Below are 11,680 nucleotides of genomic sequence, written 5' to 3'. Positions count from 1 at the left end.
GCTGGTAGGGTTTGCGCCAGCACTGGCTGCGGGCTGTTACCTCCTCTGTCGCACGAGATCGAAAAAAGGATATGCGTGCACCACCAACCACTGGATTTCCCGCTGCGGTCTTGTGATCTGGGCAATTCTAGTGATAATGGTTTTCATTTGCGACAGTCTTGTACCGATTCGACCGACGATGAACGCGCCCTTTTCCCCGCCCCACACTACTGAGCAGTGCAGCGTCGAGACGCTGTACATCGAGAATCACGCCTGGTTGCGTAGCTGGCTCGCGTACCGCTTGCGCTCGTGGGGGCGCGGGGTGGCCGACGATCTGGCCCATGATATTTTTCTACGCGTGCTTGCCAGCCGGCACGACGTACGGGCCGAACCGATTCGCCAGCCGCGCGCTTATCTGACGCGAATTGCTACCTGCGTACTGGTGAGCTGGCGCCGTCGCCAGTCGCTGGAACGCGCCTGGCTTGAGGCGTTGATGTTACTGCCCGAACCCGAGCAGCCCTCGCCCGAGCTGCAAAGCGTGATCCTTGAGACGCTGCACGAGATCGATGCGCTGCTCGATTCGCTACGCCCGCGGGTCAAGCAGGCGTTTTTGATGGCAACGCTGGATGGGATGAAGCAAAAGGACATCGCCGTGGCCCTGAACATCGCCCTGCCGACGGTCAAGAAGTACATCCACGAGGCCTACCTGACCTGTCTGACGCAGATGCCCGATGAATAACCCCCATCCAAGCAGCCCGGACCCTGCCATCGCCCCGCACATTCTCGCCCAGGCGGCCTCCTGGCTGATGCTCATGCAGGAAGCGCCACTGCTACCGGCCCAACAGCTCGAACTGGATGGCTGGCGGCTGACCAGCGCCGAGCACGAACGGGCCTGGAAGCGCGCCCAGCGCCTGCTCATGCGTATGGGCAGCCTACCGCCGAGCCTGGCCAAACAGACCCTGACTCGCCCCACCGGCAGACGCAACGTCGTCTGCGGTTTGCTCATGCTGATCGGTGCCGCGCCGCTCAGTTGGTGGGCCTGGCGCCTCGGCGTTGCCAGCGATTACCAGACCGCTGTGGGCAAGCGTCAGCAAGCGCTGCTCGCCGACGGCACGCAGATCACCCTCAACAGCGATAGCGCCGTAGACGTGCTTTTGGATCGGGCACAACGCTTGCTGCAACTGCGCCGAGGCGAGCTGTACATCGTGACCGCTGCCGATCCCCGTCCGTTGCTGGTGCAGACCGAACAGGGCCAACTGCTCGCCCTGGGCACCCGCTTCAGCGTGCGGCAACTGGCCAATGAAACCCTGCTCGCAGTGTATCAAGGCGCCGTCCAGGTACGCCCTGAGGGCGCCAGCGTGGCGCCGGCCGAGAACATCATCCGCGCCGGCCAACAAGTACGCTTCAGCCGCGGACACCTCGGGGTAGTCGAGGCGAGCAGCGAAACCACCCTGGCTTGGCGTCGCGGCCTGCTGGTGGCCGACGACATGCCGCTAATCGAGTGGGCACAAGAACTGATGCGCTACAGCAAGCAACGCCTCGAATGCGACCCGGCCCTCAGCGAGCTGCGGGTTTCCGGCACATTTCCTGTCGACGATCTGCACCTGGCCGTAGCCATGTTGGCCCAGACCCATGGGCTGCATGTTCGCCAAGCAGGTAACTCGCTACTGATCAGCCGTTGAGCACCGCAGCCGAGGTGCCGCGACGAAATGCCATCAACCAGCCATTGCCGCGCCTAGGCTGGCAATGGGATGATTCGTAATTGCAAGGAATTCTCATCAAAGGCCCACTTGTGTCCCCCAAGCTCCTTCTCGCTGAAGACGATCCACGTTTGCGCCAAGACCTGGAACGGCATTTCCTTAACCGCGGCTTCAGCGTGATGGCCTGTGAGAACGGCACCCAGGCCTTGAGCGCAATACAGCAGGGCGGCTTCGACCTGGTCCTGCTGGACATCATGCTGCCTGGGCTCGATGGCCTGAGCCTGCTGGATGAATTACGCCGACATCAGGCTGTGCCGGTGATGCTGATGTCTGCCCTGGGCGCCGAGCAGGACCGCATCAGCGGTTTTACCCGCGGCGCCGACGACTACCTGCCCAAGCCCTTCAGCCTGGCCGAGCTCGATGCCCGCGTCGATGCCTTGCTGCGCCGCGTAGCCCTCGACCGCAGGCAAACCGAGGCGCAAAGCGACAGCGCGTTGACCCTCGATCAAGGCGCTCACGATGTCGTCCATCAGGGCAACAGCGCTGGGCTTACGGGCTCCGAATATCGCCTGTTCGCCACCCTGCGCGCGCACCCCGGTGAAGCGCTGAGCAAGCCCTTCCTCTACCAGGCAGTGCTGCACCGAGCCTATACCCGGCTGGACCGGGGCCTGGATGTGCATGTGTGCAACCTGCGCCGCAAGTTGGCGGCGATCGGTGCGCGACACTTGGAAATTCAGGCGGTACGCGGTCAGGGGTACATCCTGATCGACACCGGCAGCGCCTGATGCGTCGGCATCCGCTGCTGTGGAAGCTGGCGCTGTTGCAGGTGGGCTTCTGCCTGCTGCTGACCTGGCTGATCTGGACCTGGGGCCTGTCGGTCGAGCGGCGCAGCTATTTCCTCGATGAAGCCGATCAACTGTATCTGGCCCGTTATGCCCAGCAGGCCGAACAAGCTTGGCGCACTGGCGGCGCCGCCGCGGCGCAGGCTTTTCGCGAGCAGCTGGCAACCGCCGAGGACACCTGGGTCGGCGTGATCGGCCCACGCCTGGAAAGCCTCGGCACTACACCGTTGAGCACCGAAGAGGCCAGCCACCTGACCTTCATGCGCAAACTCGACTGGCCTATGAGCCGACGCCTGCAAGATGAGCTGCCGTACGTCAGCATCGAGTTCCCCGAGCACCCAGAAGAAGGCCGCCTGGTGATGCAGTTGCCTGAACGCCTGTTGCCCACCGGCCTGACGCCCTGGACTCACCTGATTACCCATGGCGTAGCGCCCACCCTGCTCGCCTTGTTGCTGGGGCTGGCGCTGTATCGCCACTTGGTGGTGCCGCTCAATCGTCTGCGCGACCGCGCCGACGCCCTGCGCGCCGATGATCTGGACAGCCCCGGCCTGCCCCTGCAACAACGACGCGACGAGCTCGGCGAGCTGGCCCAGGCGTTCGAACACATGGCCGGGCGCCTGCGCCAGAGCCTCGACCAGCAGCGCCTGCTGCTGCGCACCCTGTCTCACGAATTGCGCACACCGCTGGCGCGGCTGCGCATCGCCCACGACAGCGAGCTTGCGCCTGAACAGTTGCGCGAGCGTCTGGGGCGTGAAGTGGACGACATGCAGAAGCTGCTCGAAGACACCCTCGATCTGGCCTGGATGGACACCGAGCAGCCACAGCTGCCGACCGAGCCGGTGCAGGTGCTGTCGGTGTGGGAAGCGCTGTGCGAAGACAGCTGCTTCGAAAGTGGATGGGCGCGACTACGGCTACCCTGTACCCTGGACACCGACTGCCGGGTCCAAGCGCACCTCGATAGCCTGGCACAAGCCATTGAAAACCTACTGCGCAATGCCATCCGCCACTCTCCGCCCGGTGGCATCGTCAGCCTCGATGGCGTTCGGGAAGGCGACTTCTGGCACCTGCGCCTGCGCGACCAAGGCCCCGGCGTACCGGACGCCGACCTGGAGCGGATCTTCACACCCTATCAGCGCCTGCCCGACAGTGGCGCTGGCTTTGGCCTGGGCCTGGCCATCGCCCGCCGCGCCATTGCTTTACAAGGCGGTCGCCTGTGGGCAAGCAATGGCCATCCCGGCCTGTGCCTGCATATCACCCTGCCGGCGGCAGCGAAGTGTTTAGAAAGTTAATGAGCTTTACTCTCAATTACGAGTAATTATCATCGCTGATCTCTTGCCTTTCGCTTGATGTCCTGGAGATCGCTGATGTCGCCCCGCTCACTGCCTATTGCCCCGTTTTTGCTGCTCTCCAGCTGCTTGCTTAGCAGCGCCGTGCAGGCTGCCAGCCAGCCTGAGCCGATCGAGCTGGAGAGCCAGAGCGTGGTCGCCACCGCACTTGAAGAAACCAAGCAAGCGCCCGGGGTATCGGTAATTACCGCTGAAGACATCAAGAAGCGTCCACCGGCCAACGACCTGTCGCAGATCATCCGCACCATGCCCGGAGTCAACCTGACCGGCAACTCCACCAGCGGCCAGCGTGGCAATAATCGGCAGATCGACATCCGCGGCATGGGCCCGGAAAACACCCTGATTCTGGTCGACGGCAAGCCCGTCAGCAGCCGCAGCTCGGTGCGCTATGGCTGGCGCGGCGAACGTGACTCGCGCGGCGACACCAACTGGGTGCCCGCCGATCAGGTCGAGCGCATCGAAGTGATTCGTGGCCCGGCGGCAGCCCGTTATGGCTCCGGGGCAATGGGCGGGGTAATCAACATCATCACCAAGCAACCAGGCGCCGAAACCCACGGCAACGCCACGGTCTATCAAAACTTCCCCCAGCACGGCGACGAAGGCGCGACCAAACGCATGACCTTCGGCCTCAACGGCCCGCTCACCGATAACCTCAGCTACCGCCTCTACGGCAACGTGGCCAAGACCGACGCCGACGACTGGGACATCAACTCAGGCCATGAGTCAGTGCGCACCGGCAATCAAGCCGGGACCTTGCCCGCTGGCCGCGAAGGCACCCGCAACAAGGACCTCAACGGCCTGCTGAGCTGGCGCCTCAGCCCTGAGCAGACCCTTGACCTGGAGGCCGGCTTCAGCCGCCAGGGCAACATCTACAGTGGCGACACGCAGAACACCAACTCCAACGCCAATGTGAAAAGCATGCTCGGCAAGGAGACCAACCGCCTGTACCGCGAGAACTACTCGATCACCCATCGTGGCGACTGGGATTTCGGCAGTACCATGGCCTATTTGCAATACGAGAAGACGCGCAACACGCGGATCAACGAGGGCCTGGCCGGTGGCACCGAAGGTATCTTCAGCAACACCGACTTCTACACCTCAACCCTGCGCGACCTCAGCGCCCATGGCGAAGTGAACCTGCCGTTGCACGCCTGGCGCGACCAGACCCTGACCCTGGGCAGTGAATGGAGCCAGCAAAAACTCGACGACCCGAGTGCCAACACCCAAACCACCAGCGAGGGCGGCTCGGTCGCAGGGCTGAGCAGCGCGGGCCGCTCGACCACTTCGCAAGCACAGATCTTCTCGCTGTTCGCCGAAGACAACATCGAGCTGATGCCGGGCACCATGCTCACTCCCGCTTTGCGCTTCGACCACCACAGCATCGTCGGCGACAACTGGAGCCCGTCGCTGAACCTATCGCACGCGCTGACCGAAACCCTCACCTTGAAAGCGGGGATCGCCCGCGCCTACAAGGCGCCGAACCTGTACCAGCTCAACCCTAACTACCTGCTCTACAGCCGCGGCCAGGGCTGCTACGGCCAGACCACCAGCTGCTACCTGCAGGGTAATCAAGACCTCAAGGCCGAGACCAGCATCAACAAGGAGCTGGGCATCGAATACAAACGCAATGGCTGGGTCGCGGGCCTGACCTATTTCCGTAACGATTACAAGAACAAGATCGACTCTGGCCTGAGCGCGATCGGCAGCGCCAGTGGCGGCAGCGGTGCCAACGCCAACGCCGCGCTGTTCCAATGGGAGAACATTCCCAAGGCACTGGTCGAGGGCCTGGAAGGCACCCTGAGCATTCCGCTGGCCGAGCAGCTGACCTGGAACAACAACTTCACCTACATGCTCCAGTCGAAGAACAAGACCACCGGCGAAACCCTCTCGGTAACCCCGGCCTACACCCTCAATTCCATGCTCGACTGGCAGGCCAGCGACGACCTTTCGCTGCAGCTGAGCGTCGCCTGGTACGGCAAGCAGACGCCGAAGAAGTACGACTATCACGGCGAGCGGGTGACCGGCAGCGGCAACGATCAGTTGTCGCCCTATGCCCTGGTCGGTGTCAGCGGCACCTATGCGATCAGCAAGAACCTGAGCGTGACCGCCGGCATGGACAACCTGTTCGACAAGCGCCTTTATCGCGCCGGCAACGCCCAGGGCGTCAACGGCATCGAGGGTGCCGGAGCGGCCACCTACAACGAACCGGGGCGCACGCTGTATACCAGCCTGACAGCCTCCTTCTGACCGCGCGCCGCCGCCGCATCCAACCGATGATACGGCGGCTTTGCCTGCAAGCCATAACGAGATCGCCTGATGAAACTGACCACTTTCGCCCTGGCATTGACCTTCTTGCTAACCGGCGCCTGCGCTCTGGCGCGGCCCATGCCGGAGCAGAAAATGGACACCAGCCTGCTGCAACGTCAGGACCTGGCCTACCGCTTCACCACCCTCACACTGGATTCGGCCGACGGCAAGCGCCACTACCAGCTATGGATCGGCACGCCCCAGCGACCGGCCCCTGCAACAGGCTATCCGGTGCTGTGGATGCTCGATGGCAACGCCGCCCTCGGCGCGCTCGATCCGGCCCTGCTCGATCAGCTCGCCGAGGGTCAGGCGCCACTGCTGGTTGCGGTGGGCTATCAAACCGCGCAACGCATCGAGCGCAGCGCCCGCACCTACGACTACACCCCTGCCCTGCCAGGCCAGCGCGAGCAGCTCGATCCGCTGAGCGGACAGCCCAGCGGTGGCGTGCAACAGTTCTTCGATCTGCTTAGCCAACGCATGCGGCCGATGGTGGCCGAGGTGGCCCCCATCGACGCCAGTCGGCAGACGCTGTGGGGACACTCTTACGGCGGCCTGGCGGTACTGCATGCACTGTTCACCCGCCCTGGCGAATTCAGCACCTACGCTGCCGCCAGCCCCTCGCTGTGGTGGCATGACGGCGCCATCGTCGATGAGGCGCAGGGTTTGCAACAACGCCTGGGGGACGCCCGACCGAACCTGCTGCTGATGCGCGGCGGTGACGAGCCATCCAACCCGCGCGTAGCGGTCAAGGGTGATGTCGAGCGTCCGGCGCGCGAACTGGCCGCGGACCTGGCGAAGGTGCAGGGGCTACAGGTGCGCTTCGAACGCTTCGACGGGTTGGGGCATGGGCCAATGTTGCCGGCGTCCCTGCGACGAGTGATCGAGAGGATGGCCAAGTAACCCAAACCGTGCCTGAAGCCTTACACGATCAACGTAGCTTAAGGATTCACGTACTTGAGGACGTACAGGCACAACTCGCGAAACACCTCAGTTGGCATTTCAGCGACCTGTGCATTGCCAAGCGTTTTACAACAGCCTGTCGCCATCGTTTGCCGATGCTCCTTGCCCAGCAGCCCTGCGTGTACCACTTGGGAATATTGGATGAAGGAGCAGGGAAAGGTCGATTGCGCATTTCGACTAATATTGAAGTTGAAATTCGGGTGTTGGAAAAACGCTTTACCAAAGTAATCTTCCTGAGGTGCGAGCTCGCCGACATCATTACACATGCTGTGGCAGACCACCCTGCTCTTCATCTCCGATTCAATACCACGCACATAAATCATAATGTTCGACCCCGGCTTTTTAGTACAGGCATTTTCAAAAGCATCTAGAATTGCCCGCGCATTCACCTGCGCCTCTTCAATTTGCGTCAGGGTCACCACCCGTTCAAGTTCACCCTTGGCTACACTTTTTACCACCCGATCAAGCGAAGCCCAGTGACTGAACTCTTTTTGGCAGGCAATAACATGCACCTCAAACTGGTACCCTAGCGCCACTAGAGCATCCGGAACCCTAGCGAAACCAGGGTTATCCATGGCGGTTTCCATGATGATATTTAGTTTATGCTGCTGGGCGTATTCGAAGATTTTGTTACCCAGCTTCCAGATAAACTCCTCAGTATGCTGATAGATATCAAGCACACTCTCCGACTTCATCTCTTCATATAAGGGGTGCAGGGTACGGAAGGCGGGCAAGTACAAGCGTACGTAGGCATCGTAGTGACGAGTAGGCAGTAACTCATTTTCCAGCAGATAGGTTTTACCAGAACCCTGCGCGCCGGCGAGGATGAGAATTTTCGGGCTCGGCGCGCCATTAATTGAGCTGGATTTATTCTCAAACAGTTTCTTTTCATCGCGCAGTATTGCCAATGCGTTATCTACATCGGCGTCAGTAAACGGGTAGAGGGTGGTCATAACAGCAATCTCTTTATAGGCACCGCCCTGGATTGAGCGGATCTACACGTTAGAACACTGTTAAAAACGAAAACGGTAGATAGTTATGACGCCGCACGTTCTCGACTGAGCGTTGATTTAACCCTTCACACAGACGACCTGACGCAAGGTGTGGACGATTTCTACCAACTCGCGCTGGGCCAGCATGACAGCATCGATGTCCTTATAGGCCATGGGAATCTCATCGATCACCTGCTTGTCCTTGCGGCACTCGACATGGGCCGTGGCGCGGCGCTGATCCTCGACAGTGAAGCGGCTCTTGGCCTTGGTTCGACTCATCACTCGTCCGGCACCGTGGCTGCACGAGCAGAACGACTGCTCATTACCCAGCCCACGCACGATAAAGCTCTTGGCACCCATCGAGCCTGGAATGATGCCCAGCTCGCCCTGGCGCGCCGACACCGCGCCCTTGCGCGTTACCAGCACTTCGCGACCAAAATGCTGTTCGCGTTGCACGTAGTTGTGGTGACAGTTGACCGCCTCCAAGCTGGCCTCGAAGCGCTTGCCCAATATCTTGCGCGTGGCGCCAACCACCGCCAGCATCATCAGCTCGCGGTTGTGTCGGGCAAAATCCTGAGCCCACTGCACCGCCTCGACATAATCGGTAAAGTGCCGGCTGCCTTCTTCGAAATAGGCCAGGTCCTTGTCGGGCAGGTTGGCCAGGTGCTGACGCATGTCGGCCTGGGCCAGCTCGATGAACAGGTTGCCGATCGCATTGCCGACCCCGCGAGAGCCGCTGTGCAGCATGAACCAGACCCGGTCGGCTTCATCCAGGCAGACTTCGATGAAATGATTACCACCGCCGAGCGTGCCCAGGTGATGGCGGTTGTTGGTTTTCTCCAGCCGTGGGTACTTGTCGGTGATGGCCTTGAAACGCGCGGCCAGGCCACTCCACATGCGCTCGGCCTGGTTGGGCACAGTGTCCCAGGCGCCCTGATCACGCCGGCCGAAAGTCTTGCCGTGAGGTACGGCCTGTTCGATGGCGCTGCGCAGGCCATGCAGGTTGTCCGGCAGGTCGCGCGCATGCAGCGAAGTACGCGCGGCGATCATGCCGCAACCGATATCCACGCCCACTGCCGCAGGGATGATCGCCCCCACTGTGGGGATCACACTGCCGATGGTCGAACCCTTGCCCAGGTGCACGTCCGGCATCACCGCCAGGTGCTTGAAGATGAACGGCATACGCGCGGTGTTGAGCAACTGCTGGCGGGCTTCGTCCTCTACCGGTACGCCGTCGGTCCACAGTTTGATCGGTTTGCCGCCGGCGACTTGGAGAATGTCCATGGTGTCGTTTCCACAAAAAGCTTTCACCCATGATACCGCCGAAGGTCGTAGGCCGGCGGCTTGCCAACCAGGTGGCACAGTGCTGTATGCTTGGCCGGTCTTCAGGGCGGGGTGAAAGTCCCCACCGGCGGTAAATCGAAAGATGAGCCCGCGAGCGCCCCGGCCCTGTCGGGGGACAGCAGATCTGGTGAGATTCCAGGGCCGACGGTCATAGTCCGGATGAAAGAAGGCGTTTGGTAGCAGCCAAAAGGTGCTGCTGCGCGCGCGTTATGTTCGCCCCGAGACGTTCATCGATTATTCACGAGGAGCGTTTCATGTCCCCCATGCTGCAAAAGCAATTCCCCAATGTCGCGGCTGCCATTGCCGCTTTCCAGGCTGGCCGACCGGTGCTGTTGCTCGACGACAACGATCGCGAGGACGAAGCGGATATCATTGCCGCCGCCGAAAACATCTCGATGCAGACCATGGCCATGATGATCCGCGATTGCAGCGGCATCGTTTGCCTGTGCCTGGATGAAGCCACTGTCGACGCCCTGCAACTGGCGCCGATGGTGCAGAACAACCAGGCCCGCCATGGCACCGGCTTCACCGTTACCATCGAAGCGGCCGAAGGCATCACCACCGGCGTTTCTGCCCAGGACCGCATCACCACTATCGAAGCTGCGCTGCGCTCGACTGCCGAACAGCGCCAGATCGTCAGCCCTGGTCACGTGTTCCCGCTGCGTGCACGCAATGGTGGCGTACTGACTCGCCGTGGTCACACCGAAGGTACGGTGGACCTGGCGCGCCTGGCTGGGCTGCGTCCGGCCGGCGTGCTGTGCGAGCTGATGAACCCCGACGGCACCATGGCCCGCGGTGAGCAGGTGGCGGTGTATGCCCGCCAGTACAACATGCCAATGCTGACCATCGAAGAGCTGGCGCAGTACCGCGTGGCGATGATGGAGCGCGAGGCTGTGCCCGCCTGATCCATCGCCTACACCACTGGCTGTAGAACCCTATCGCGGGGCAAGCCCGCTCCCACGCAGAGTTTCAGCCGCGTGGGAGCGGGCTTGCCCCGCGATGGCGTTGGCCGCCTCAGCGCAACCGAAGCGCCCCTTTCAAGAATTCATACAACCCCGCCGCACTCTTGCGATAACCCTCGCCAGTCAGGTGCACCAAATCCCCTCGCGCTAGCCCCCCGGCCTGCCACCGGGCAATCGAACATGGCCCGCCCATGTAGGCCTGCCAATCCCAGAACAACGCCTTGTGTTTCTGCGCCATCTGCCGCTGCACCCGCACCACCCCAGCCAACGGCTGTGGCTGCTTGGCTGCACATGACCGCGCTTTGCGCTGCTTGATCGAGTCCGGTGGCCCGACCAACAAGATCGCCGCCCGCGGCAACTGCTTGCGCAAGCTGCTCAGGGTCGCATCGAGCTGAGACTGGTACAGCGCCAGATCGAGCTTGTCATCGAACGCCTCGTTGGTGCCGTAGGCGAGGATCACCAGATCCGGTCGCAACAGCTTGAGGCTGTCTTGCCAACCGGGCTGCCACTTGTCCACAACCTCCAGACGCGCACCATTGATGCCCAACGAGGAATAGGTCACCCCGGCATTCTTCTGCCCCTGGATGTACCAGCCACCCAGCAGCACACCCTCGCCCCCCTCCAGGCCTAGCTGCATCGGCAGGCCAAGATTGGTAAACGCTGGGCTCAAACGCCACTGACCGTTGGTGGCTGGCAGCATGCGCCGCTGATTGCCATTGGCAAGCAAGGTGCTGTTACGGCTGGCCTGGTACAGGGCAGACACCTTGTAACGCTGCGCATCGGCGTCGCGCGCTTGTAGCGTCACCTTGGGCCGGGCTGCGAGCGGCAATGACAGGTAGCCGCCCAGAGGAAACTGGCTGCTCTGCTGGTTACGCGCCGAGATCAACTCCCACTGGCGTCGCTCACTGTTGATGATCACCCGGTCATTGCGGATACCCGGCACCGAGGTCGCCGGCACCAGGCCGATCCCCCCATCGCCATAGCGTGCCTGCAGCAGACGCCGCAACTCGCCACTGAACAGGTCGGCGGCGGTATGTGAATCACCCAGCTGGACGATCGAGACTGGCGCACGCCTGGCGTTGCGCAACTTGTCGGCGAACACGCCGAGATTGCCGTCCTGGCGAGCGGTGGGCGCTGTGGCAACTTTGGCGGGCGCAGGCTGGGCCGGCACGCTCACACCGGCACTACAGCCGGGCACGCTGCTGATCAGCAGGGCCAGGCCCAGCAGGTGATGCCATTGGCGCATGG

The 11,680-nt window shown here is 62.1% G+C and carries 10 protein-coding genes and 1 riboswitch; of the genes, 7 read left to right on the top strand and 3 right to left on the bottom strand.

What is annotated here, in order from left to right:
* Positions 1-178: 178 nt before the first annotated feature.
* The 6 genes from OIU19_RS20980 (at position 179) to OIU19_RS20955 (ending at position 7,074) form a co-directional block, all read left to right on the top strand.
* Positions 179-718, top strand: coding sequence for a sigma-70 family RNA polymerase sigma factor (locus OIU19_RS20980; protein ID WP_264236670.1), 540 nt, complete (start codon positions 179-181; stop codon positions 716-718).
* Entirely contained in the window at positions 711-1,661 is a 951-nt protein-coding gene (locus OIU19_RS20975) for a FecR domain-containing protein (protein WP_264236611.1), read from the top strand. The genes OIU19_RS20980 and OIU19_RS20975 overlap by 8 nt, the downstream gene beginning before the upstream one ends.
* Positions 1,662-1,771: 110 nt before the next feature.
* Entirely contained in the window at positions 1,772-2,464 is a 693-nt protein-coding gene (locus OIU19_RS20970; protein ID WP_319004543.1) for a response regulator transcription factor, read from the top strand.
* On the top strand, positions 2,464-3,810 hold the full coding sequence (locus OIU19_RS20965) for a sensor histidine kinase (protein ID WP_264236608.1): 1,347 nt from the start codon (positions 2,464-2,466) through the stop codon (positions 3,808-3,810). Before OIU19_RS20970 ends, OIU19_RS20965 begins: the two co-directional genes overlap by 1 nt.
* 75 nt (positions 3,811-3,885) lie before the next feature.
* Positions 3,886-6,114 (top strand): TonB-dependent siderophore receptor, encoded by a 2,229-nt coding sequence (locus tag OIU19_RS20960; protein WP_264236607.1) that lies wholly within the window; start codon positions 3,886-3,888, stop codon positions 6,112-6,114.
* A gap of 69 nt (positions 6,115-6,183) precedes the next feature.
* The gene (locus tag OIU19_RS20955) at positions 6,184-7,074 is read left to right on the top strand and encodes an alpha/beta hydrolase (RefSeq protein ID WP_264236606.1); all 891 of its coding nucleotides are present in this window, start codon (positions 6,184-6,186) and stop codon (positions 7,072-7,074) included.
* Between the two features lie 38 nt (positions 7,075-7,112).
* On the opposite strand, the gene OIU19_RS20950 is transcribed toward OIU19_RS20955, so the two are convergent.
* Entirely contained in the window at positions 7,113-8,087 is a 975-nt protein-coding gene (locus OIU19_RS20950; protein ID WP_264236605.1) for a zeta toxin family protein, read from the bottom strand.
* A gap of 117 nt (positions 8,088-8,204) precedes the next feature.
* On the bottom strand, positions 8,205-9,410 hold the full coding sequence (locus OIU19_RS20945; protein WP_264236604.1) for an RtcB family protein: 1,206 nt from the start codon (positions 9,408-9,410) through the stop codon (positions 8,205-8,207).
* 93 nt (positions 9,411-9,503) lie between these two features.
* Positions 9,504-9,645, top strand: a riboswitch (FMN riboswitch).
* Between the two features lie 79 nt (positions 9,646-9,724).
* On the opposite strand from OIU19_RS20945, the gene ribB reads away from it, so the two are divergent.
* Complete coding sequence (ribB, locus tag OIU19_RS20940; RefSeq protein ID WP_264236603.1) at positions 9,725-10,375, top strand: 3,4-dihydroxy-2-butanone-4-phosphate synthase; 651 nt, start codon at positions 9,725-9,727, stop codon at positions 10,373-10,375.
* A gap of 109 nt (positions 10,376-10,484) precedes the next feature.
* Here ribB and OIU19_RS20935 read toward each other — a convergent pair whose 3' ends face one another.
* Positions 10,485-11,678 carry an SGNH/GDSL hydrolase family protein gene (locus OIU19_RS20935; protein WP_264236602.1) on the bottom strand — a complete coding sequence of 398 codons (1,194 nt, stop codon included), beginning with the start codon at positions 11,676-11,678 and terminating at the stop codon, positions 10,485-10,487.
* Positions 11,679-11,680 lie beyond the last annotated feature (2 nt).

It is taken from the genome of Pseudomonas sp. BT-42-2, from assembly GCF_025847435.2.
Taxonomy (GTDB): domain Bacteria; phylum Pseudomonadota; class Gammaproteobacteria; order Pseudomonadales; family Pseudomonadaceae; genus Aquipseudomonas; species Aquipseudomonas urmiensis.
The sequence above is the reverse complement of the archived record's forward strand: the minus strand, read 5'-3'. Positions and strand labels throughout refer to the sequence as shown.

What these genes read in the sequence shown, in the direction of transcription:
- OIU19_RS20965 (WP_264236608.1), top strand. Translation starts at nt 2,464, where the DNA reads ATGCGTCGGCATCCGCTGCTGTGGAAGCTGGCGCTGTTGCAGGTGGGC.
- ribB (WP_264236603.1), top strand. Translation starts at nt 9,725, where the DNA reads ATGTCCCCCATGCTGCAAAAGCAATTCCCCAATGTCGCGGCTGCCATT.
- OIU19_RS20935 (WP_264236602.1), bottom strand. Translation starts at nt 11,678, where the DNA reads ATGCGCCAATGGCATCACCTGCTGGGCCTGGCCCTGCTGATCAGCAGC.
- OIU19_RS20950 (WP_264236605.1), bottom strand. Translation starts at nt 8,087, where the DNA reads ATGACCACCCTCTACCCGTTTACTGACGCCGATGTAGATAACGCATTG.
- OIU19_RS20975 (WP_264236611.1), top strand. Translation starts at nt 711, where the DNA reads ATGAATAACCCCCATCCAAGCAGCCCGGACCCTGCCATCGCCCCGCAC.
- OIU19_RS20980 (WP_264236670.1), top strand. Translation starts at nt 179, where the DNA reads ATGAACGCGCCCTTTTCCCCGCCCCACACTACTGAGCAGTGCAGCGTC.
- OIU19_RS20955 (WP_264236606.1), top strand. Translation starts at nt 6,184, where the DNA reads ATGAAACTGACCACTTTCGCCCTGGCATTGACCTTCTTGCTAACCGGC.
- OIU19_RS20945 (WP_264236604.1), bottom strand. Translation starts at nt 9,410, where the DNA reads ATGGACATTCTCCAAGTCGCCGGCGGCAAACCGATCAAACTGTGGACC.
- OIU19_RS20960 (WP_264236607.1), top strand. Translation starts at nt 3,886, where the DNA reads ATGTCGCCCCGCTCACTGCCTATTGCCCCGTTTTTGCTGCTCTCCAGC.